We start from the raw sequence: 22,447 nt of genomic DNA on the forward strand, positions 1-22,447 counted from the left end.
CGCCACCCCTGAACACCCCTGAACACCCCTGAACACCCGGAACCCGCACCGGGCGATCGCGTCGGCGCGAGCGGCCCGGGGCAGGCCGGGGGACGAGGGGGACGAGGAGGATCGGCGGGCCGGGCCCCGACAGGCCGGCGTCGGCCGGAAGCCGAGCGTCCGACGGCCCTCGGGGCGCCCCCGGCCGGACTCACAGAGTGGACCGCAGCCACTGCTCCACACTCGCGATGTGGACCGTCGCCCACGATCTGGCCGCCTCCGCGTCCCGGTCGCGCAGGGCCGCGAGGATCGCCCGGTGTTCCCGCAGGGTGCCGGCGACGGCGTCCTCCTGGGTCAGCCCCCGCCAGATCCGGGCCCGGGTGGTGGGTCCGGACAGCCCGTCGAGCAGCGAACACAGCACCGAGTTGCCGGCGCTCTGCACGATGCCCCGGTGGAACTCCAGGTCGCCCGCGACGAGTTCCTCCACCGAGGGCTCCGTGCCGAGTCTGTCCAACTGGGCGTCCAGTGCGTCCAGCTGCTGCTCGCTGATGCGCAGGGCCGCCATCGCGGTGGCGGCCGGCTCCAGTATCCGGCGCACCGCCAGGAACTCCAGGACCGTGTCGTCGCGGTGGAAGTCGACGACGAAACTCAGCGCCTCCAGCAGCAGTTGCGGGTCGAGGCTGGTGACGTAGGTGCCGTCGCCCTGCCGCACGTCCAGAATCCGGATCAGCGACAGCGCGCGCACCGCCTCCCGCAGGGAGTTGCGGGACAGCCCGAGGTCGGCCGCCAGCTCGCTCTCCTTGGGCAGCCGGTCGCCGGGGCGCAGCGCACCCGAGACGATCATGCCCTTGATCTTCTCGATCGCCTCGTCGGTGACTGCCATGACCGGTCTCCCTCTCGTCCGTCGCCGAGACATCGGACGTCTCGTCGCCATTATGAGGCCTGACCAGGGGACTGCCTCCACCTCCGCGAAAGGGGCGGCTCCCCGGGGAGCCGCCCCTTCCCGGTTCCGGCCCCGGTACGGAGAGGGCCGTTCCCCGACGCCGGACCCGGTCGGGGCGGCGGGCCGGCGCCGGGTCGGTGTGCCGTCCGGTCACTTCTTGTCGAGCAGGTCCTGCACCTTGGCGCGGACGTCGTCCGTGGCGAGACCGCGGATGGTCAGCGTGGTACGGCGGCGCAGTACGTCGTCCGCCGTCTCGGCCCACTCGTTGTCGCGGGCGTAGACGACCTGCGCCCAGATCTCCGGGGCGTCCGGGTGGACACGCGCGGCCAGCTCGGGTTCCTCGTTGGCCAGCCGTGCGATGTCGAAGGCCAGCGAGCCGTAGTGGGTCGCCAGGTGCTTCGCCGTGTCGGCGGCCATGCGCGGGCCGGGCGCCGGGCTGTCGGCCAGCAGCCGGTGGGCGACCGCGCGCGGGTTGGCGACGCCGGGCAGCGGCAGCTTCTTGGGCAGCGAGGAGATCGGTTCGAAGTCGTCGCCCAGCGGGTGGCCCGGCAGCGCCTCCAGCTTCTGCATCACCGTGCGGCCGATGTGCCGGAACGTGGTCCACTTGCCGCCGGCGACGGACAGCATGCCGCCCCGTCCCTCGGTGACGACGGTCTCGCGCTTGGCCTTCGCGGTGTCGCCGGGGCCGCCCGGCAGCACCCGCAGCCCGGCGAAGGCGTACGTGATCAGGTCGCGGTCGAGCTGCTGGTCGCGGATGGAGAACGCGGCCTCGTCGAGTATCTGGGCGGTGTCCTTCTCGGTGACCGACACATCCGCCGGGTCGCCCTCGAACTCCTCGTCGGTGGTGCCGAGCAGCAGCATGTCCTCCCACGGGAGGGCGAAGGTGATGCGGTACTTGTCGATGGGGGTGGCGAGCGCGGCCCGCCAGGGGGCGGTGCGCTTCAGGACGAGGTGTGCGCCCTTCGACAGGCGGATGGACGGCGCCGCGTTCGGGTCCTCCATCCTGCGCAGGTGGTCGACCCACGGACCGGTCGCGTTCAGCACCAGGCGGGCGTTGACGCCGAACTCGTCGCCGGAGAGCCGGTCGCGCAGGTCCGCGCCGGTGACCCGGCCCTTGGTGAAGCGCAGGCCCGACACCTCGGCGTGGTTGAGGACGACCGCGCCCGCCTCGACGGCCGCGCGGACCGTCATCAGCGCCATGCGCGCGTCGTTCATCTGGTCGTCGCCGTACACGGCCACGGCCTTGAGGTTGTCGGTGCGCAGCTCGGGCACGTCCTGGGCGGCCTTGGCCGGGGACAGGAGGTGACCGACGCCGTCGCCGAACGCCGACAGCGCGGAGTAGGCGAAGACGCCCGCCCCGAGCTTAGCCGCGCCGTGCGGCCCGCCCTTGTACACGGGGAGGTAGAACGTGAGCGGGTTCGCCAGGTGGGGGGCCACCTGACGGGAGACCGCACGGCGCTCGAAGTGGTTCTCCGCCACCAGCTTCACCGCGCCGGTCTGCAGGTAGCGCAGACCGCCGTGGAGCAGCTTGGAGGAGGCGGAGGAGGTGGCGCCGGCGAAGTCGCCGGCGTCGACCAGGGCCACCCTGAGACCGGACTGCGCGGCGTGCCAGGCGGTGGAGATGCCCAGGATGCCGCCACCGATGACGAGGAGGTCGTACGACGCCTTGGAGAGCTGCTCCCGGGTCTCGGCGCGGCTCGGGTTGGAGCCGGACGCCGGGCGCGTCCCCAGGGCAGGCACGGACTGCAGGGTGGACTGACTGGTCATGTGGGGTTCTTACTCCTCGTCCTCGAGCCAGCCCATGGTCCGCTCGACGGCCTTGAGCCAGCTCTTGTACTCACGGTCGCGGGTCTCCGCGTCCATGCGGGGGGTCCACTCGGCGGCCCGTCGCCAGTTGGCGCGCAGGTCGTCGGTGTTGGTCCAGAAGCCGACGGCGAGGCCGGCGGCGTACGCGGCGCCGAGGCAGGTGGTCTCGGCGACCATCGGGCGCACCACGGGGGCGTCCAGGAAGTCGGAGAGGGTCTGCATCAGCAGGTTGTTGGAGGTCATGCCGCCGTCGACCTTGAGGGCCGCCAGCTCGACGCCGGAGTCCTTCGTCATGGCGTCGGTGATCTCGCGGGTCTGCCAGGCCGTGGCCTCCAGGACGGCGCGCGCGAGGTGCGCCTTGGTGACGTACCGGGTGAGGCCGGCGATCACACCGCGGGCGTCGGAGCGCCAGTACGGGGCGAACAGGCCCGAGAAGGCCGGCACGAAGTAGGCGCCGCCGTTGTCCTCGACGGAGAGCGCGAGCGTCTCGATCTCGGCGGCGGTGGAGATCAGGCCCATCTGGTCGCGCATCCACTGCACCAGCGAACCGGTGACGGCGATCGAGCCCTCGAGGGCGTAGACCGGCTTCTGGTCGCCGATGCGGTAGCCGACGGTGGTCAGCAGGCCGGAGTACGAGTTGATGATCTTCTCGCCGGTGTTCAGCAGCATGAACGTGCCGGTGCCGTACGTGGACTTGGCCTCGCCCTCCGCGAAGCAGGTCTGGCCGAACAGGGCCGCCTGCTGGTCGCCGAGCGCGGAGGCGACCGGGATGCCGCCGAGCAGGTCGCCGAGCCTGCCGCCGGTGACCTCGCCGTAGACCTCGGCGGAGGAGCGGATCTCGGGCAGCATCGCCAGCGGGACGCCGATGGACTCGGCGATCTTGTCGTCCCACTCCAGGGTGTGGAGGTTCATCAGCATGGTGCGGGAGGCGTTGGTGACGTCGGTGTAGTGCTTGCCGCCGTCGACGCCGCCGGTCAGGTTCCAGATGACCCAGGTGTCCATGGTGCCGAAGAGGATGTCGCCCGCCTCGGCGCGCTCGCGCAGGCCCTCGACGTTGTCGAGCAGCCAGCGGGCCTTGGGGCCGGCGAAGTAGGAGGCCAGCGGCAGGCCGGTCTCCCGGCGGAAGCGGTCCTGGCCGACGTTGCGGCCGAGCTCGCGGCAGAGGGCGTCGGTGCGGGTGTCCTGCCAGACGATGGCGTTGTGGACGGGCTGACCGGTGTTCTTGTCCCACAGCAGCGTGGTCTCACGCTGGTTGGTGATGCCGATGGCCTTGATGTCGTCACGGGTGATGCCGGCCTTCTCGATGGCTCCGGCGACGACTTCCTGGACGTTGGTCCAGATCTCGTTGGCGTCGTGCTCGACCCAGCCCGGCTTGGGGAAGATCTGCTCGTGCTCCTTCTGGTCGACGGAGACGATCCGGCCGTCCCGGTCGAAGACGATGCAGCGCGAGGAGGTGGTGCCCTGGTCGATGGCGGCGATGAACGGGCCGGCGGTGTGCGCGTCGGTCACTGAGTGCTCCTGGGGTTTCCGTGGATAAGAGGCTGTCTGTACGGCGCTGCCGAGTACGCGGTGCAGCTGGTGCTCTTAAGCAAAGGCGACGTTGTAGAGGCCTGCGGCGATCGCGCCGCCGATCAGCGGACCGACCACCGGGATCCAGGCGTAGCTCCAGTCGGAGCCGCCCTTGTTGGGCAGGGGCAGGAGGGCGTGCACGATGCGCGGACCGAGGTCGCGGGCCGGGTTGATCGCGTAGCCGGTCGGGCCGCCGAGGGAGAGGCCGATCGACACCACGACGAGCGCGGTGATCAGCGCGCCGAGGTTGCCGAGGCCGTTGCCCTTGTCGTTGAGGCCCTGGGTGAGGACGGCGAGGACCAGCACGACGGTGCCGATGATCTCCGTGGCCAGGTTCTGCCAGACGACCCGGACCTCCGGGCCGGTGGAGAAGACGCCCAGGACCGGGCCCGCGCCCTGCTCCTGCGCCTCGACGGCCTTGACCTTGGTCGACTGCGCGCCCGGTCCGCCGACGATCTCCCTGTCGGTGAGGTGCGCGTGGAACTGGCCGTAGTAGGCGACCCAGACCAGGGTGGCGCCGATGGCGGCGCCGAGCAGCTGCCCGGCCCAGTAGACCGGAACGTTGCTCCAGTCGTCGTCCTTGATCGCGAGAGCGAGGGTGACCGCCGGGTTGAGGTGGGCGCCGGAGAGGGGCGCCGAGGTGTAGACAGCCGTCAGAACGGCGAAACCCCACCCGAAGGTGATGGCGAGCCAGCCGGCGTTGCGGGCCTTGGAGGCCTTCAGCGTCACGGCGGCGCAGACGCCGCCGCCGAGCAGGATGAGTATGGCGGTACCGATGGTCTCGCCGATGAAGATGTCGGAGCTGGACACCCGCGACTCCTTTGTCCTTCGTCCAGGGAAGCCGAACCCCGGGTCCCGCCGGGGGTTCGAGCGCCCTCGGGGATGAGAGCGATGCCGGCCTTTGGCGTTGTCACACTCTAGCGCGTATTGCCGTTAGGTGTTCGACAATGTCGACCGATGGACGGGAGTCTTGCCCGGCGGTTACGTGTGCGTCAAGGGTGCCGTTATTGAAAACGCGATCGTTATTGATCGATGTGAGTTACCGATCTTCGCGTGGGTGCGCACATACTCGCCCCCGATGCCCACTTTGAACGTCTTTTTGCAGGGCATGACAGAGACCGGAACGTCGTGGGACGTCCCGGCCGGGTCTTGCGCACTTCTCAGGGGCGGCGGCCGCCCCGGGGCTCAGAAACGCCCGCCGCCCAGGTCCCGGGAGACCGCGCGGGCGCAGTCGCGCACCGCGGCGATCAGCTCCGGGCGCAGCTCGCCGTCCCGGGCCAGCCGCTCCACGGCGCCGGTGACGCCGACCGCGCCGACGGGCATGCGCCGCCGGTCGTGGATGGGCGCGGCGATGGAGGCGACGCCCTCCCAGGTCTCCTCGACGTCCGCCGCGTACCCGCGCGCGCGGGTCATGTCGAGGATGTGCTCGAAAGCCTCCGCGTCACACACCGTGCGGTCCGTGTAGGGCTTGCGCTCGGCCTCCAGGGCCTCGCTGTGCGCGACCGGGTCGTAGGCCGACAGCACCTTGCCCAGGGCCGTGGAGTGCAGCGGCTGCATGGCTCCGATCTCCAGCACCTGCCGGCTGTCGTCCGGCCGGAAGACGTGGTGCACGATCAGCACACCCTGCTGGTGCAGCACCCCCAGGTGCACGCTCTCGCCGCTGGAGCGGGCCAGGTCGTCCGTCCAGACCAGGGCCCGCGCGCGCAGCTCGTGCACGTCCAGGTAGGTGGTGCCCAGGCGCAGCAGTTCCGCGCCCAGCTGGTAGCGCCCGGAGGCGTCGTCCTGCTCGACGAAGCCCTCCTGCTGGAGGGTGCGCAGGATGCCGTGGGCGGTGCCCTTGGCCAGGCCCGTGGACGAGGCGATGTCCGACAGGCCCAGTCGCCGCTCGCCGCCCGCGAGCAGCCGCAGCATCGCGGCCGCTCGTTCGACCGACTGGATGTTCCGCGCCATCGCCCTCCCGCCTCCGTCCCCATCGGACCGCCTGTAGGCGGCATCCACTGCCACCGTTCGGCAATGTCGAACACTACCGGTCCATGCCGACCTCCCGCCAATGGTCGGTCGACACGTGTTCCACCGTCCGTCCCCCGGAAGCAGCAAGACCGTCGCACGGTCGTGACACCCGCCGAACCCGCCGTGACCGGCCCCTGCCCGGCCGCCACACCCGTCCGCCCCGTGGACGCCCCTGACCATAAGGCCTCGGTCCCGGCTACCCTGACGGCGTGCGCGCTCCTCGGGAAGTCCCTGCTCCACGCATCCCGGGGTGACGCAAAGCCGACAGCCGTCGCATCTGAGGGAGCCCTTTCATGGCCTCTGTGCCGCCGACCCCTTCCGCCGACAGCCGGACCCGTGTGTCCGCGCTCCGAGAGGCCCTGGCCACCCGTGTGGTGGTGGCCGACGGAGCCATGGGCACCATGCTCCAGGCCCAGGAGCCCACTCTCGAGGACTTCCAGGACCTCGAGGGCTGCAACGAGGTCCTCAACATCACCCGGCCCGACATCGTGCGCTCCGTGCACGAGGAGTACTTCGCCGCGGGCGTGGACTGCGTCGAGACCAACACCTTCGGCGCCAACCACTCCGCCATGGCCGAGTACGACATCGCCGAGCGGGTGCACGAGCTGTCCGAGGCCGGCGCCCGCATCGCCCGCGAGACCGCCGACGCCTTCGCCGCCCGCGACGGACGCACCCGCTGGGTCCTCGGCTCCATCGGCCCCGGCACCAAGCTGCCCACCCTCGGCCACATCGGCTACGGCACCCTGCGCGACGGCTTCCAGGCCAACGCCGAGGGCCTGCTCGCCGGCGGCGCCGACGCCCTGATCGTCGAGACCACCCAGGACCTCCTCCAGACGAAGTCGTCGATCCTCGGCGCCAGGCGCGCGATGGAGGCGACCGGCGCCGACGTGCCCCTGCTGGTGTCCATGGCCTTCGAGACGACCGGCACCATGCTGCTCGGCTCCGAGATCGGCGCCGCGCTCACCGCGCTGGAACCGCTCGGGATCGACATGATCGGCCTGAACTGCTCCACCGGCCCCGCCGAGATGAGCGAGCACCTGCGCTACCTGGCCCGGCACTCCCGCACCCCGCTGCTGTGCATGCCGAACGCCGGACTGCCGATCCTCACCAAGGACGGCGCCCACTTCCCGCTGGACGCCGAGGGCCTGGCCGACGCCCAGGAGACGTTCGTCCGCGACTACGGGCTGAACCTCATCGGCGGCTGCTGCGGAACCACCCCCGAGCACCTGCGCCAGGTCGTCGAACGCGTCCGCGGCCTCGAGCCCGCCGAGCGCAGCCCCCGCCCCGAGCCCGGCGCCGCCTCCCTCTACCAGACCGTGCCCTTCCGCCAGGACACCTCCTACCTGGCGATCGGCGAGCGCACCAACGCCAACGGATCCAAGAAGTTCCGCGAGGCCATGCTGGCCGGCCGCTGGGACGACTGCGTGGAGATGGCCCGCGAGCAGATCCGCGAGGGCGCGCACCTGCTGGACCTGTGCGTGGACTACGTCGGCCGTGACGGCGTCGCCGACATGGAGGAACTCGCCGGCCGCTTCGCCACCGCCTCCACCCTGCCGATCGTCCTGGACTCCACCGAGGTCGAGGTCATCCGGGCCGGCCTGGAGAAGCTCGGCGGCCGCGCGGTGATCAACTCGGTGAACTACGAGGACGGCGACGGCCCCGAGTCCCGCTTCGCCAAGGTCACCAGGCTGGCCCAGGAGCACGGCGCGGCCCTGATCGCGCTGACCATCGACGAGGTGGGCCAGGCCCGCACCCCCGAGAAGAAGGTCGAGATCGCCGAACGGCTCATCGCCGACCTGACCGGCAACTGGGGCATCCTCGAGTCGGACATCCTCATCGACACCCTGACCTTCACCATCTGCACCGGCCAGGAGGAGTCCCGGGGCGACGGCGTCGCCACCATCGAGGCGATCCGCGAGCTCAAGCGCCGTCACCCCGACGTGCAGACCACCCTCGGCCTGTCGAACATCTCCTTCGGCCTCAACCCGGCCGCCCGCATCCTGCTGAACTCCGTCTTCCTCGACGAGTGCGTCAAGGCGGGCCTGGACTCCGCGATCGTCCACGCCTCCAAGATCCTGCCCATCGCCCGCTTCACCGAGGAAGAGGTGCAGACCGCCCTCGACCTGATCCACGACCGGCGGACCGAGGGCTACGACCCCCTCCAGAAGCTCATGCAGCTCTTCGAGGGCGCCACCGCCAAGTCCCTCAAGGCCGGCCGGGCCGAGGAACTGGCCGCGCTCCCCCTGGAGGAACGCCTCAAGCGGCGCATCATCGACGGTGAGCGCAACGGCCTCGAGGCCGACCTCGACGAGGCGCTGCTCACCCGGCCGGCCCTGGAGATCGTCAACGACACCCTGCTGGACGGCATGAAGGTCGTCGGCGAGCTCTTCGGGTCCGGCCAGATGCAGCTGCCGTTCGTGCTGCAGTCCGCCGAGGTCATGAAGGCGGCGGTGGCCCACCTTGAGCCGCACATGGAGAAGTCCGACGACGACGGCAAGGGCACCATCGTGCTCGCCACGGTCCGCGGCGACGTCCACGACATCGGCAAGAACCTCGTCGACATCATCCTGTCCAACAACGGCTACAACGTCGTCAACCTCGGCATCAAGCAGCCGGTCTCCGCGATCCTGGACGCCGCCGCCGAGCACCGCGCCGACGTCATCGGCATGTCCGGCCTGCTGGTCAAGTCCACGGTGATCATGAAGGAGAACCTGGAGGAGCTCAACCAGCGCGGACTCGCGGCCGACTACCCGGTCATCCTCGGCGGCGCCGCCCTCACCCGGGCCTACGTCGAGCAGGACCTGCACGAGATCTACGGGGGCGAGGTCCGCTACGCCCGCGACGCCTTCGAGGGCCTGCGCCTCATGGACGCCCTGATCGGCGTCAAGCGGGGCGTGCCCGGCGCGAAGCTGCCCGAGCTCAGGCAACGCCGGGTGCGCGCGAGCGCCGCCCCCGCCGAGGTCGAGGAGCGACCCGAGGAGGGCCACGTCCGCTCCGACGTCGCCACCGACAACCCCGTGCCGAAGCCGCCCTTCGAGGGCACCCGCGTCATCAAGGGCATCCAGCTCAAGGAGTACGCCTCCTGGCTCGACGAGGGCGCCCTCTTCAAGGGCCAGTGGGGCCTCAAGCAGGCCCGCACCGGCGACGGGCCGACCTACGAGGAACTCGTCGAGAGCGAGGGCCGCCCCCGGCTGCGCGGCCTGCTGGACAAGCTGCAGACCGAGAACCTCCTCGAGGCCGCCGTGGTCTACGGCTACTTCCCCTGTGTGTCCAAGGACGACGACCTGATCATCCTGGACGAACAGGGCAACGAGCGGACCCGCTTCACCTTCCCCCGTCAGCGCCGCGGCCGCCGGCTGTGCCTGGCCGACTTCTTCCGCCCGGAGGAGTCGGGGGAGACCGACGTGGTCGGCCTCCAGGTCGTCACCGTCGGCTCGCGCATCGGCGAGGAGACGGCCAAGCTCTTCGCGTCGAACTCCTACCGCGACTACCTCGAACTGCACGGCCTGTCCGTGCAGCTGGCCGAGGCCCTCGCCGAGTACTGGCACGCGCGCGTGCGCTCGGAACTCGGCTTCGCCGGCGAGGACCCGGCCGACGTCGAGGACATGTTCGCCCTGAAGTACCGCGGCGCCCGCTTCTCCCTCGGCTACGGCGCCTGTCCCGACCTGGAGGACCGCGCCAAGATCGCCGAGCTGCTCCGTCCCGAGCGGATCGGCGTCCACCTGTCCGAGGAGTTCCAGCTCCACCCCGAGCAGTCCACGGACGCCATCGTGATCCACCACCCCGAGGCGAAGTACTTCAACGCCCGGTGACGTGAGCGCGCCGCTCAGCACACTGATCCGATAAGTCGTACACTGGTCGGTCCACTGCAGGCCGGTTCCCCACAGCGGGAACCGGCCTGCTCGTCCCTCAAGGAGGTACGCGGATGACCAGTACGGTTCCCGCGCCAGTCACCCGCACGGCCGAGGGCTCAGCCCTGCAGGCCGTGTTCCTCGACATGGACGGCACCCTGGTGGACACCGAGGGCTTCTGGTGGGACGTCGAGGTCGAGGTCTTCGGCGCGCTCGGACACACCCTCGACGACTCCTGGCGCCACGTCGTGGTCGGCGGCCCGATGAGCCGCAGCGCAGGGTTCCTGATCGAGGCGACCGGAGCCGACGTCACCGTCGGCGAACTCACCGGCCTGCTCAACGAGGGGTTCGAGGACCGCATCACCCGCGCCCTGCCCCTGATGCCGGGAGCGGCGCGGCTGCTCGCCGAGCTGACCGAGCACGAGGTGCCCACCGCCCTCGTCTCCGCCTCCCACCGCCGCATCATCGACCGCGTCATCGCCTCGCTCGGCGTCGAGCACTTCCGCCTCAGCGTCGCCGGCGACGAGGTTGCCCACACCAAGCCGCACCCCGACCCCTACCTGTTCGCCGCCGCCGGCCTCGGCGTGGATCCCACGAGGTGCGCGGTCGTCGAGGACACCGCGACGGGCGTCGCCTCGGCGGAGGCCGCGGGCTGCCTCGTGGTCGCGGTGCCCTCCGTGGCGCCGATCGCCCCGGCGCAAGGACGCACCGTCGTCTCCTCGCTCGAACAGGTCGACCTGTCTTTTCTGCGCGGCCTGATGCCGCTCAACTGATCACCGCGACGACCATTCGTGATCGGCCGATGACGGAAATGCAGCGCCCTTCACCCAGCGTGCACTACCGATAACCAGGAATTCGGCGAAGGGTGAGCCAAGCGGAATTCGGATCTTCATCTGCCGCTCCGTGACGGCCGAATTCCGGCCGCCCCGAACCTCGCCCGGTTGTGACGTTCCCCACCTGGCCGGGGCTCGACAGATGACTCTCCGTATGCATCCCGGCCGTGCCGGGGGCGTCCGGAGGTGTCCTTGTGTCCTGATTGGTAAGCGGCTGTACTAATCCTTCCGCAGACGGCTGTTCAGTGCGTCCACAGCCGGTTTCGCTGCGTGATGGCCCTTCAACTCCGGTGGCTGTGAACGCTCCTGTCGACGCGGACTAATCTCATTGGGACAACATCGCCTACCCCGTGATCCGCAGCGCCACCCCTGCATGCCGGGTACACGGACCGACAGCTCTGGAGAAACTCGAGCATGAACCGCAAGACTTTGGTGCTGCCGGCCGTGGTCGGTCTGCTCGCGCCCGTGCTCGCCGCCTGCGGAGGGTCCGACAGTGGCAGCGGCGGCGGCGACGCCATCGTCGTGGGCACCACCGACCGGTTCACCGCCACCAAGGACGCCCCGGCCCCGCTCGACCCCGCGTACTCCTACGACGTCGGCACGTGGAACATCCTGCGCCAGACCGTGCAGACCCTGATGATCCAGCCCAAGGGCGAGGGCGAGCCCGTCCCCGAGGCGGCCGAGAGCTGCGGTTTCACCGACACCGGCAACGAGCGCTACGCCTGCAAGCTGCGCAGCGGCCTGCAGTTCGCCGACGGCGACGACGTCACGGCGAAGGACGTCAAGTTCTCCATCGACCGCGCCCGCGCCATCAAGGCCGACTCCGGCGTGTTCGCCCTGCTGTCCACCATCGACACCATCGAAACGCAGGGCGACAACGAAGTCATCTTCCATCTCAAGACCGCCGACGCCACCTTCCCCTTCAAGCTGTCGACCCCGGTCGCCGGCATCGTCAACCCCGACGACTACGACAAGGGCAAGCTGCGCGACGGTTTCGCGGTCGACGGATCGGGCCCCTACATCCTCAAGGCCGACACCGACGGCGACGAGATGACGAAGGCCGTGTTCACCCGGAACCCCCACTACAAGGGGACGCTGAAGGTGAACAACGACGAGGTCGACATGGTGTCCTACAAGGACGCCGACGCCATGGGCACCGCCCTGCAGAAGGGCGACATCGACCTCATGACCCGCACCATGTCGCCGGAGCAGATCAAGAAGCTCTCCGAGAGCCCCGCCGGCGGAGACATCGACCTGGTCGAACTGAACGGCCTCGAGATCCGCTACCTCGCGTTCGACACCACGGACCCGGCCGTCAAGTCCAAGGCCGTCCGCCAGGCCATGGCCCAGATCATCAACCGCAACGAGCTCGTGTCGAAGGTCTACGGCTCCCAGGCCGAGCCTCTCTACTCGCTCGTCCCGGCCAGCCTCACCGGTCACTCCAACTCGTTCGTCAACACCTACGGCGAACCCAACGTCGGCAAGGCCAAGGCCCTGCTGGCCGACGCGGACATCACCAAGCCGGTGAAGCTGACGCTGAACTACACGACCGACCACTACGGTCCGGCCACCAAGCAGGAGTTCGAGGTGCTGCAGAAGCAGCTCAACGACAGCGGCCTGTTCGACGTCACCATCAAGGGCACCGCCTGGGACGCGTTCGTCCCGGCCGAGCGCAAGGGCGAGTACGCCGTCTACGGCATGGGCTGGTTCCCCGACTTCCCCGACGCCGACAACTTCGTCGCCCCGTTCCTCGACAAGGACAACTTCCTCAAGTCGCCGTACGGCAACAGCGACATCATCGACACCCTGATCCCGTCCTCCCGCCGCGAGGCCGACCGCCAGAGCGCCACCAAGAGCCTGACGGAGATCCAGGACATCGTCGCCAAGGACGTCCCGATCCTGCCGCTGTGGCAGGGCAAGCAGTACGTCGCCGCCAACAACGACGTCACGGGCACGGCGTACGCGCTCAACTCCTCCGCGACGCTGCAGCTGTGGGAGCTCGGCCGCGGCGCGAGCAGCTGACGAGCCTCCGGCTCCCTGCTCACTGCTCCCTGCCCTATGCCAGGGGCCCGGACCGTGGCTCCGGCGCGACGAGAACACGACGACAAGGCACTACGTGAACCTGCGCAACCAGTGGCCGGTCCTGCCGATCATGGCGGGGCTGGCCTCCGGCCTGTTGACCGGCTGCGGCACCCAGAACGGGGGCACCGGGGGCGACGGCTCCTCGGTGGTCCTCGGCATGTCCGACGAGGTCCTGGCCACGGACCCCGCCTCCGGCTACGACCCGGGCTCCTGGCTGCTGTTCAACAACGTCTTCCAGTCACTGCTGAGCTTCCCCAAGGGCGGCACCGAACCCGAGCCCGACGCCGCCCGCGAGTGCCGTTTCACCGACACACGGACCCAGGTCTACAGCTGCACGCTGAAGGACGACCTGACGTTCAGCAACGGCGACGCGCTCACCTCGGAGGACGTCAAGTTCTCCTTCGACCGCATGCTGAAGATCAACGACGACGCCGGACCGGCGATCATGTTCGCCACCCTCGGCGCGGTCGAGACACCCGATGCCAAGACCGTCGTCTTCAAGCTCAAGGCCCCCGACGCCACCTTCCCCAGCAAGATCGCCTCGGGCGCCGGGTCCATCGTCGACCACCGGCAGTACGACGCCGACGGCCTGCGCGAGGACGGCGAAGCCGTCGGCTCCGGCCCCTACACGCTCGACTCCTTCAGCGACGACGAAGCCGTCTTCTCCGTCAACGACCACTACCGGGGCACCGCCTCCGACGCCCAGAACACCGGCGTCACCCTCAAGTTCTTCGGCGGTGACCAGAAGGCCCTCAAGAAGGCCCTGCTCGACGGCGACGTCGACATCGCCTACCGCGGCCTGACCGCCGCCGACGTCGCCGACATCCAGCAGAGCGCCGACGCCCGCGCCGAGGTCGTCGAGGGCAGCAGCGCGGAAGTCCAGCACCTGGTCTTCAACATGGACGACCCGGTCGCCGGAAAGCTCGGCGTCCGGCGGGCCATCGCCCACCTCATCGACCGCGAAGCCCTCATCAAGAACGTCTACCAGGGCACCGCCGACCCGCTCTACTCGATCGTCCCGGCCGGTATCGCGGGCCACAACACCGCCTTCTTCGACCGCTACGGCGCCCGGCCCTCCCGGACCGAGGCGGCCGCCGCACTCGCCGCGGCCGGCATCACCGACAAGGTGCGGCTCACCCTCTGGTCGACCCCGTCCCGCTACGGCCCGGCCACCGACCAGGAACTCAAGGCCGTCGCGGCACAGCTCAACGCCAGCGGCCTGTTCGACGCCGACGTCAAGTCCGTCGCCTTCGGCCAGTACGAGAAGGACATCGCCGCCGGCAAGTACGGCGTCTACGTCAAGGGCTGGGTGCCCGACTACCCGGACGCCGACAACTTCACATCGCCCTTCTTCGGCGAGGGCAACGTACTGAGCAACCACTACACCGACAAGACGATCACCGGGACGCTCATCCCGCGCACCGCCGCGCAGAGCGACCGCAGCGCCACCGACGCCGACTACGGCCGGCTGCAGAACATCGTGGCCGCACAGGTGCCCGTCCTGCCCGTATGGCAGGGCAAGCAGTACGCGGTCGTCGGCGAGAACGTCTACGGCCTGGAGAACTGCCTGGACGCCTCCACCGTGTTCCGCTTCTGGGAACTCAGCAAGAGCTGAGCCCGCGGACGACAACGAAGGGCGCCCCCTGCCGGGGCGCCCTTCGTTGTCGTACCCGTGCCGCGTCGCCGGACCTTACGCCGTCGAGGCCCCGTGCTCCCGCTCGCCTACTGGGCGCCGGGACGCACCAGACCGCTCTCGTACGCGTACACCGCGGCCTGCACCCGGTCCCGCAGTCCCAGCTTCGTCAGCACATGCCCGACATGCGTCTTCACCGTGGTCTCGCTGACGAACAGGTCGGCGGCGATCTCGGCGTTCGACAACCCCCGCGCCACCAGCTTCAGCACCTCCACCTCCCGGTCGGTCAGCGTGTGCAGCGTGTCCGGCACCGGCTCCTCACCCGACGGCAGATGCGTGGCGTACTTGTCGAGCAGCCGGCGCGTGATGCTCGGCGCCAACATGGCCTCGCCGGATGCCACCACCCGGATCGCCTGCACCAGCTCATTGGCCGGGGCGTCCTTGAGCAGGAACCCGCTGGCCCCCGCCCGCAGCGCCTCCACCACGTACTCGTCCAGATCGAACGTGGTCAGCACCAGCACCTTCGCCGGACCGTCCCGCCCGGGACCGGTGATCTGCCGGGTCGCCTCCACCCCGTCCATCCGCGGCATGCGGATGTCCATGAGCACCACATCGGGCTGCAACGCCCGCACCTGGTCGATGGCCTGCAGACCGTCTCCGGCCTCGCCGACGACCGCGATGTCCTGCTCGGCCTCCAGAATCATCCGGAAGCCCGTGCGCAACAGCGGCTGGTCGTCGACCAGTAGGACGCGGATGGCCACGTGGATCTCCTTCTCTAGCCCGGCCCCATTCTGCCCTGCGCCCCGTCCTGTGACGCGGCCGCCCTCACCGGCGCCGGCGGCTCGAGCGTCACCGGCAGCGGATACGGCGGGGGAGTACCGCCGAACTCCGGACAGTGCGCCCGGTGATCGCACCAGCCGCACAGCTTCGTCGGCCGGGGCCGCCACTCGCCGGTCCGCGTTGCCTCCCCGATCGCCTCCCACAACGCGAGCAGCTTGCGCTCCACGCGCTCCAGATCCGCCAGGACCGGGTCGTACGTCAGCACGTCCCCGCTGCCCAGATACACCAGCTGCAGCCGCCGCGGCACGACGTTCTTCAACCGCCACACGACCAGCGCGTAGAACTTCATCTGGAACAGCGCGCCCTCGGCGTACTCAGGCCGCGGAGCCTTGCCCGTCTTGTAGTCGACGATCCGCACCTCACCCGTCGGCGCCACGTCGACCCGGTCGATGATCCCGCGCAGCCGCAGCCCCGACTCCAGCTCGGTCTCCACGAACAGCTCCCGCTCGGCGGGCTCCAGCCGCGTCGGATCCTCCAGCGTGAACCAGCGCTCGACCAGCCGCTCCGCCTCCGCCAGCCAGCCGGCGAGCCGCTCGCCCTCGGGATCGTCGGCGAACAGCTCCACCACTTCCGGCCGCGTCTCCCGCAGCCGGTCCCACTGCGCCGGGATCAGCGACTTCGCCCCCGCCGCCGTCCGCTCGGCCGCCGGCGCGTCGAACAGCCGCTCGAGGACGGCGTGCACCAGAGTCCCCTTCGTCGCCGCCGGACTCGGCTTCTCCGGCAGCCGGTCGATCACCCGGAACCGGTACAACAGCGGGCACTGCATGAAATCACCGGCCCGCGACGGCGACAGCGACGCGGGAGCCACCGCGACGACCCCCGCCGCCCCCTCGGACCCCGCCGCCCCCGTGCGCGACGGCTCCGCCACCACACCGTCGTCGCCCGCCCGGACGACGCCCTCGCTGCTGCTCTCCATGACCAAAGACCTTACGGCCCGGCACCGACAGTCACCCCCGAGCCGGGAAACGCGGGGGGTGCCGGGCGGAACACCGCACGACCGCCGCATACCATCGGTCACAGACCCTCCCTCCCGGCACGGGCGGGAGACGCTTCGATCGAGGGGACACCGTGGTGGAAAGCGGCGGGAGCGGGCGGCCGCGGCCGGACAACGAAGAGTCGGCCGAGCACCCCGCGACACCTGCGTCCGCGGCCACCGACGTCCCGCCGAGCGAGCCCCGGGGCGCCGAGCCCACAGTCGCCCAGCGGCAGCAGCCGTCCCCGCCCGACGAACGTCACACCCCCGAAGCGGCCCCCGCCCCCGGCGACACGGCCGACACCGGCACCGGTCGGCCCGGAGCGGATGAGGCCGGCCACGGCGGCACGGCCGACGGCGACGAGCCCGCAGCGGACCAGGCCGCCCCCGAAGAGACCGACACCGACGGGACCCACGCCCAGGACACCGACGCCCAGGACATTCGCGACACCGCCACCCGCACCGGCCACCACACCGCCGGAGCCGGAGCCGGAAACAGATCCGACGCCGAGACCGGACGCCCCGCACCCCCCGCCCTCCCCAAGGGCCCCCCGCCCCAGCGCCCACCGGAGCAGCCCCGCGGCGGCATCCTCATGGGCCGCCCCTTCGGCGTGCCCGTCTACGTCGCCCCCAGCTGGTTCCTCGTCGCCGCCCTCATCACCTGGGTCTTCGGCGGCCAGCTCGACCGCGTCCTGCCCGAACTCGGCGCCGCCCGCTACCTCGTCTCCCTCTTCTTCGCGGTCGCCTTCTACGCCTCCGTCCTCATCCACGAACTCGCCCACACCATCGCCGCACTCCGCTTCAAACTCCCGGTCCGCCGCATCCAGCTCCAGTTCTTCGGCGGCGTCTCCGAGATCGAGAAGGAAGCCGAGACACCGGGCCGCGAGTTCTGGCTCGCCTTCGTCGGCCCCCTCCTCTCCCTCGCCCTGGCCGGCGTGTTCTACCTCGCCATGAACGCCGTCGAACCCGGCACGGTCCCCGGCGTCCTGGTCGCCGGCCTGATGATCTCCAACCTCATCGTGGCGATCTTCAACCTCCTGCCCGGCCTTCCCCTCGACGGCGGCCGCATGCTCCGCGCCGTCGTCTGGAAGATCACCGGCAGGCCGATGACCGGCACCGTCGCCGCCGCCTGGGTCGGCCGCGCGCTCGCCGTCTCCGTCCTCATCGGCCTCCCCCTCCTCACCCAGTCCGGCGCCCTAGGCTCCGGCGCCGAGGACAGCGTCGGCATGGACACCGTCACCGACGCGCTGCTGGCCGCCATCCTCGCCGCGATCATCTGGACCGGCGCCGGCAACAGCCTGCGCATGGCCCGCCTGCGCGAACACCTCCCCGAACTGCGCGCCCGCACCCTCACCCGGCGCGCCGTCCCCGTCGAGACCCACACCCCCCTGTCCGAAGCACTCCGCCGCGCCAACGACGCCGGCGCCCGCGCCCTCGTCGTCGTCGACGCCAACGGCGAACCGCTCTCCCTCGTCCGGGAGGCCGCGATCGTCGGCGTCCCCGAACACCGCCGCCCCTGGGTCGCCGTCAGCGGCCTCGCCCAGGACCTCAACGACGGCATGCGCGTCTCCGCCGAACTCGCCGGCGAGGACCTCCTCGACGTCCTGCGCGCCACCCCCGCCACCGAATACCTCGTCGTCGAGGAGACCGGAGAGATCTTCGGGGTGCTCTCCGCCGCCGACGTCGAACGCGCCTTCGTCAAAGCCATGGCCCGCCCCAACTGACCACCGCTCTCCCGAGCCGGTGCGCACGCCCCCGATGGTCGGCGGCCCCGCCAAACGCCGGTAGGCTGTTCACATGTCCGAACCGACCGGTGCCGCCCGCAGGCGCGGGCCCTTCAAGGTCGGGGACCAGGTTCAGCTGACCGACCCCAAGGGCCGCCACTACACGTTCACGCTCGAAGCCGGGAAGAACTTCCACACCCACAAGGGTTCCTTCCCGCACGACGAACTGATCGGCGCACCCGAGGGCAGCGTGGTCCGCACCACCGGGAACGTCGCCTACCTCGCGCTGCGCCCCCTGCTCCCCGACTACGTCCTCTCCATGCCCCGCGGGGCAGCCGTCGTCTACCCGAAGGACGCGGGACAGATCCTCGCCTTCGCCGACATCTTCCCCGGCGCACGCGTCGTCGAGGCCGGCGTCGGCTCCGGCTCGCTCAGCAGCTTCCTGCTGCGCGCCATCGGCGACCAGGGCATGCTGCACTCCTACGAGCGCCGCGAGGACTTCGCCGAGATCGCCCGGCAGAACGTGGAGCGCTACTTCGGCGGCCCGCACCCCGCCTGGCAGCTCACCGTCGGCGACCTCCAGGACAACCTGTCCGACACCGACGTCGACCGCGTCATCCTCGACATGCTCGCCCCCTGGGAGTGCCTCGAGGCCGTCTCCAAGGCACTGGTGCCCGGCGGCATCCTGTGCTGCTACGTCGCCACCACCACCCAGCTCGCCCGGACCGTCGAGTCCATCCGGGAGATCGGCTCCTTCAACGAGCCCACCTCCTGGGAGTCGATGATCCGCAACTGGCACGTCGAGGGCCTGGCCGTCCGCCCGGACCACCGGATGATCGGCCACACCGGCTTCCTGCTCACCGCCCGCCGCCTCGCCGACGGCGTCGAGCCGCCCATGCGCCGCCGCCGCCCCGCCAAGGGCGCCTACGGCGAGGACTACACCGGTCCCAACGCCGACGGAGGCAGCGGCCGCTGACCCGGCCCACGCCACCCCGCCCCAGCCCAACGACAAGGCGCCGTGACCGAGTTCCCCCCAGCACCACGGGAACGCGAGCACGGCGCCTTCTCGTTGCCGGGAACCGGAACCGGAACCGGAGCCGGAACCGGAGCCGGAGCGTGGACGAGGGCGGTTCCCCACTCCTCTCCGCACGTCCGAAATCCCGCACCCCGCCGTTCCCCCACCCTGTGACGTGTGGCACGATGCTGGCCAACCCCCACCCCCACCGGCACCGCCACCGCAGGAGAAACTCCTAGTGCAGCACCCCGCCGTCCCGGAACTGGCACACACCCACACCCGGCCGATCCACTGGGTCGCGACCGCCACCGCCATCGCCGGCGTCGTCGCCCTCTCCTCGCTCCTGCAACCCAAACCCGCCACCGCCGCCCAGGGCGCCACCCCCGACGCCAGACCCGCCCCCACCACGGCCCCCTCCACCGCGGACGTCGAATTCCCCCTCGACTGCGGCCCCCAGCAAGCCCTCGTGGTGAAGAAGGCGACCGGAGACCTCGACGGCGACGGCGCCCCCGAAACCGTGGCCGTCGTCCACTGCGACGCCCCCATGGGCACCCCGCCCGACGGCGTCTACGTCCTCACCCACAACCCCGGCCACACCCACGCGCGCGTGGTAGCCACCCTCGTCGACCCCAGGGCACGCAACACCGTCACCGGCCTCACCGTCACCGACGGAGCCGTCCTCGCCACACTCCTCGGCTACTCGACCGCCGACGTGCCCAGTTGCTGCCCCGACGTGAAGGACAGCGCCAGATGGCAGTGGAAGGACGACAGGTTCGTCCGCTCCACCCCCGCCGCCGCCCGCAGCGTCTGAACCGGGCCGTTCGCCCTGTGAGAAATCAGACAGCGCTCACAGTGCGCAGCCGACGCGTCACCCGGCGTCCGGGCCGTACACCTCGACCCGGTCCGAGACCCGGCGCACATGAATGCAGTCGCCCGGACACTCCCGCGCCGAGTCGACCACGTCCGTCAACAACGGCAGCGGAACCGGCGTGGCCGCCCCCACGGCCTGCAACAGCTCGTCGTCCGCACCCTTGACGTACGCCAGACCGTCGATGTCCAACTCGAACACCTCGGGCGCGTACTGCGCACAGATCCCGTCGCCGGTACAGAGATCCTGATCGATCCAGACCTCCAGCGCCTCACCGCCGACACCGACCTCCTGCTGCACGCCCATGACTCCCGCCGTTTATCGTCGAACCGCCGGGGAACCATGCAGGCTCCGACGGGTGTTGAACACTTCGACCCTACCCCCGGCCGCTTTCCAATCATGTTCGGTGGGTATTCCCCTGGCGTGAGGGAGAGCGCAAGGGTGAAGATCGGACACACCCCGACAGTCTTTGTGATCTAGGGGTTTCAATCGACACCCACCCAGGTAGGGTCTGGAAGCGTCCAGCTCCCCTTGGAGGAGGTGAGGACCGTGGCAGCCCACGACGACGACATGAACCGCGGCATCCGCCCGGGACGAGGGTCCGACGACCCGTCCGGGCAGATTGCCTACCTTGAGCAGGAGATCGCCGTCCTGCGGCGCAAGCTCGCCGACTCTCCGCGACACACGAGGATTCTCGAAGAGCGGATCGTCGAGCTGCAGACCAACCTGGCCGGCGTGTCCGCCCAGAACGAGCGACTCGCGGGCACACTCCGCGAGGCACGCGACCAGATCGTGGCCCTCAAGGAAGAAGTGGACCGGCTCGCACAGCCGCCGGCCGGCTTCGGCGTCTTCCTCACGGCGAACGAGGACGGCACGGCCGACATCTTCACCGGAGGCCGCAAACTCCGCGTGAACGTCAGCCCCGGCGTCGAGCTCGAAGAGCTCCGACGCGGCCAGGAAGTGATGCTCAACGAAGCGCTCAACGTGGTCGAGGCCATGGAATACGAGAGCGTCGGCGACATCGTCACCCTCAAAGAGGTCCTCGAGGACGGCGTACGAGCCCTCGTGCAGGGACACACCGACGAAGAAAGAGTGGTCAGGCTCGCCGAACCACTCCTCGACGTCGTCATCCGCCCCGGCGACGCCCTGCTGCTCGAACCCCGATCGGGATACGTCTACGAGGTCGTCCCCAAGAGCGAGGTCGAGGAACTCGTCCTCGAAGAGGTCCCCGACATCGGCTACGAGCAGATCGGCGGCCTCGGCGGTCAGATCGAGATGATCCGAGACGCCGTGGAACTCCCCTACCTCTACCCCGACCTCTTCAAGGAGCACGAGCTGCGCCCGCCCAAGGGCGTCCTGCTCTACGGGCCGCCCGGATGCGGCAAGACGCTCATCGCCAAGGCCGTCGCCAACTCGCTGGCCAAGAAGGTCGCCGAGGTCACCGGCCAGGCCACCGGCAAGAGCTTCTTCCTGAACATCAAGGGCCCCGAGCTCCTCAACAAGTACGTCGGCGAGACCGAGCGACAGATCCGCCTCGTCTTCCAGCGCGCCAGGGAGAAGGCCTCCGAGGGCACCCCCGTCATCGTCTTCTTCGACGAGATGGAGTCCCTCTTCCGCACCCGCGGCTCCGGCGTCAGCTCCGACGTGGAGAACACCATCGTCCCGCAGCTCCTCGCCGAGATCGACGGCGTCGAAGGCCTGCAGAACGTGGTCGTCATCGGCGCCTCCAACCGCGAGGACATGATCGACCCCGCCATCCTGCGTCCCGGCCGCCTCGACGTGAAGATCAAGATCGAGCGCCCGGACGCCGAAGCGGCCAAGGACATCTTCCAGAAGTACCTCACCGAACGCCTGCCCCTGCACTCCGAGGACGTCGGCGAACACGGCGGCGACAAGACCACCACCGTCCAGAGCATGATCCAGACGGCAGTGGAACACATGTACGCCGAATCCGAGGAAAACCGCTTCCTGGAAGTCACCTACGCCAACGGTGACAAGGAAGTCCTCTACTTCAAGGACTTCAACTCCGGCGCCATGATCGAGAACATCGTCGGCCGCGCCAAGAAAATGGCCATCAAGGACTTCCTCGACAAGAATCAGAAGGGCCTGCGCGTCTCCCACCTCCTCCAGGCGTGCGTGGACGAGTTCAAGGAGAACGAGGACCTCCCCAACACCACCAACCCCGACGACTGGGCCCGCATCTCCGGAAAGAAGGGCGAACGGATCGTGTACATCCGCACCCTCATCACCGGAAAGCAGGGCGCGGACACCGGACGCTCCATCGACACGGTGGCGAACACCGGACAGTACCTGTAAAAGCA

The 22,447-nt window shown here is 70.0% G+C and carries 16 protein-coding genes; 8 read left to right on the forward strand and 8 right to left on the reverse strand.

The window, feature by feature from the left end:
• Positions 1-190: 190 nt before the first annotated feature.
• From C6376_RS21030 to C6376_RS21050, 5 genes are all read right to left on the reverse strand, one after another.
• Positions 191-862, reverse strand: coding sequence for a FadR/GntR family transcriptional regulator (locus tag C6376_RS21030; protein WP_107444855.1), 672 nt, complete (start codon positions 860-862; stop codon positions 191-193).
• 210 nt (positions 863-1,072) lie between these two features.
• Complete coding sequence (locus C6376_RS21035; protein WP_107444856.1) at positions 1,073-2,689, reverse strand: glycerol-3-phosphate dehydrogenase/oxidase; 1,617 nt, start codon at positions 2,687-2,689, stop codon at positions 1,073-1,075.
• A 9-nt stretch (positions 2,690-2,698) separates the two neighbouring features.
• The gene (gene glpK / locus C6376_RS21040; RefSeq protein WP_057579641.1) at positions 2,699-4,237 is read right to left on the reverse strand and encodes a glycerol kinase GlpK; all 1,539 of its coding nucleotides are present in this window, start codon (positions 4,235-4,237) and stop codon (positions 2,699-2,701) included.
• Positions 4,238-4,312: 75 nt separating this feature from the next.
• Positions 4,313-5,107 carry an MIP/aquaporin family protein gene (locus tag C6376_RS21045; RefSeq protein ID WP_107444857.1) on the reverse strand — a complete coding sequence of 265 codons (795 nt, stop codon included), beginning with the start codon at positions 5,105-5,107 and terminating at the stop codon, positions 4,313-4,315.
• Between the two features lie 375 nt (positions 5,108-5,482).
• Positions 5,483-6,247: an IclR family transcriptional regulator gene (locus C6376_RS21050; RefSeq protein ID WP_107444858.1), complete on the reverse strand. Its 765-nt coding sequence runs from the start codon at positions 6,245-6,247 to the stop codon at positions 5,483-5,485.
• Between the two features lie 353 nt (positions 6,248-6,600).
• Here C6376_RS21050 and metH point away from each other — a divergent pair, with 353 nt between their 5' ends.
• The 4 genes from metH (at position 6,601) to C6376_RS21070 (ending at position 14,688) form a co-directional block, all read left to right on the forward strand.
• The gene (gene metH, locus C6376_RS21055; protein WP_107444859.1) at positions 6,601-10,119 is read left to right on the forward strand and encodes a methionine synthase; all 3,519 of its coding nucleotides are present in this window, start codon (positions 6,601-6,603) and stop codon (positions 10,117-10,119) included.
• A 113-nt stretch (positions 10,120-10,232) separates the two neighbouring features.
• A complete protein-coding gene (locus C6376_RS21060; protein WP_107444860.1) occupies positions 10,233-10,931 on the forward strand; it encodes an HAD family phosphatase in 699 nt (232 codons plus the stop codon).
• Between the two features lie 474 nt (positions 10,932-11,405).
• Positions 11,406-13,013, forward strand: a complete 1,608-nt coding sequence (locus tag C6376_RS21065; protein WP_107444861.1) for an ABC transporter substrate-binding protein — start codon at positions 11,406-11,408, stop codon at positions 13,011-13,013.
• A 94-nt stretch (positions 13,014-13,107) separates the two neighbouring features.
• Positions 13,108-14,688: an ABC transporter substrate-binding protein gene (locus C6376_RS21070; protein WP_107444862.1), complete on the forward strand. Its 1,581-nt coding sequence runs from the start codon at positions 13,108-13,110 to the stop codon at positions 14,686-14,688.
• A gap of 107 nt (positions 14,689-14,795) precedes the next feature.
• Here C6376_RS21070 and C6376_RS21075 read toward each other — a convergent pair whose 3' ends face one another.
• A complete protein-coding gene (locus C6376_RS21075; RefSeq protein WP_107444863.1) occupies positions 14,796-15,467 on the reverse strand; it encodes a response regulator transcription factor in 672 nt (223 codons plus the stop codon).
• A gap of 14 nt (positions 15,468-15,481) precedes the next feature.
• A complete protein-coding gene (locus C6376_RS21080) occupies positions 15,482-16,462 on the reverse strand; it encodes a RecB family exonuclease (protein WP_107444864.1) in 981 nt (326 codons plus the stop codon).
• Between the two features lie 152 nt (positions 16,463-16,614).
• Between C6376_RS21080 and C6376_RS21085 the strand changes: the two genes are divergently transcribed.
• From C6376_RS21085 to C6376_RS21095, 3 genes are all read left to right on the forward strand, one after another.
• Complete coding sequence (locus C6376_RS21085; protein WP_107444865.1) at positions 16,615-18,243, forward strand: site-2 protease family protein; 1,629 nt, start codon at positions 16,615-16,617, stop codon at positions 18,241-18,243.
• Positions 18,244-18,316: 73 nt separating this feature from the next.
• The gene (locus C6376_RS21090) at positions 18,317-19,219 is read left to right on the forward strand and encodes a tRNA (adenine-N1)-methyltransferase (RefSeq protein WP_107444866.1); all 903 of its coding nucleotides are present in this window, start codon (positions 18,317-18,319) and stop codon (positions 19,217-19,219) included.
• Positions 19,220-19,496: 277 nt separating this feature from the next.
• Positions 19,497-20,069 (forward strand): hypothetical protein, encoded by a 573-nt coding sequence (locus C6376_RS21095; protein WP_107444867.1) that lies wholly within the window; start codon positions 19,497-19,499, stop codon positions 20,067-20,069.
• Positions 20,070-20,126: 57 nt separating this feature from the next.
• Here the strand turns inward: C6376_RS21095 and C6376_RS21100 are convergent, their stop codons facing one another.
• Positions 20,127-20,432: a ferredoxin gene (locus C6376_RS21100; RefSeq protein WP_107444868.1), complete on the reverse strand. Its 306-nt coding sequence runs from the start codon at positions 20,430-20,432 to the stop codon at positions 20,127-20,129.
• A gap of 243 nt (positions 20,433-20,675) precedes the next feature.
• On the opposite strand from C6376_RS21100, the gene arc reads away from it, so the two are divergent.
• Positions 20,676-22,442 carry a proteasome ATPase gene (gene arc / locus C6376_RS21110; protein ID WP_057579618.1) on the forward strand — a complete coding sequence of 589 codons (1,767 nt, stop codon included), beginning with the start codon at positions 20,676-20,678 and terminating at the stop codon, positions 22,440-22,442.
• Positions 22,443-22,447: the final 5 nt, after the last annotated feature.

Source organism: Streptomyces sp. P3 (assembly GCF_003032475.1).
Classification (GTDB): domain Bacteria; phylum Actinomycetota; class Actinomycetes; order Streptomycetales; family Streptomycetaceae; genus Streptomyces.

Bases quoted from the DNA above. Each gene is read 5' to 3' on its own strand.
- C6376_RS21030 (WP_107444855.1), bottom strand. From the start codon at position 862: ATGGCAGTCACCGACGAGGCGATCGAGAAGATCAAGGGCATGATCGTC.
- C6376_RS21035 (WP_107444856.1), bottom strand. From the start codon at position 2,689: ATGACCAGTCAGTCCACCCTGCAGTCCGTGCCTGCCCTGGGGACGCGC.
- C6376_RS21050 (WP_107444858.1), bottom strand. From the start codon at position 6,247: ATGGCGCGGAACATCCAGTCGGTCGAACGAGCGGCCGCGATGCTGCGG.
- metH (WP_107444859.1), top strand. From the start codon at position 6,601: ATGGCCTCTGTGCCGCCGACCCCTTCCGCCGACAGCCGGACCCGTGTG.
- C6376_RS21060 (WP_107444860.1), top strand. From the start codon at position 10,233: ATGACCAGTACGGTTCCCGCGCCAGTCACCCGCACGGCCGAGGGCTCA.
- C6376_RS21065 (WP_107444861.1), top strand. From the start codon at position 11,406: ATGAACCGCAAGACTTTGGTGCTGCCGGCCGTGGTCGGTCTGCTCGCG.
- C6376_RS21080 (WP_107444864.1), bottom strand. From the start codon at position 16,462: ATGGAGAGCAGCAGCGAGGGCGTCGTCCGGGCGGGCGACGACGGTGTG.
- C6376_RS21090 (WP_107444866.1), top strand. From the start codon at position 18,317: ATGTCCGAACCGACCGGTGCCGCCCGCAGGCGCGGGCCCTTCAAGGTC.
- C6376_RS21100 (WP_107444868.1), bottom strand. From the start codon at position 20,432: ATGGGCGTGCAGCAGGAGGTCGGTGTCGGCGGTGAGGCGCTGGAGGTC.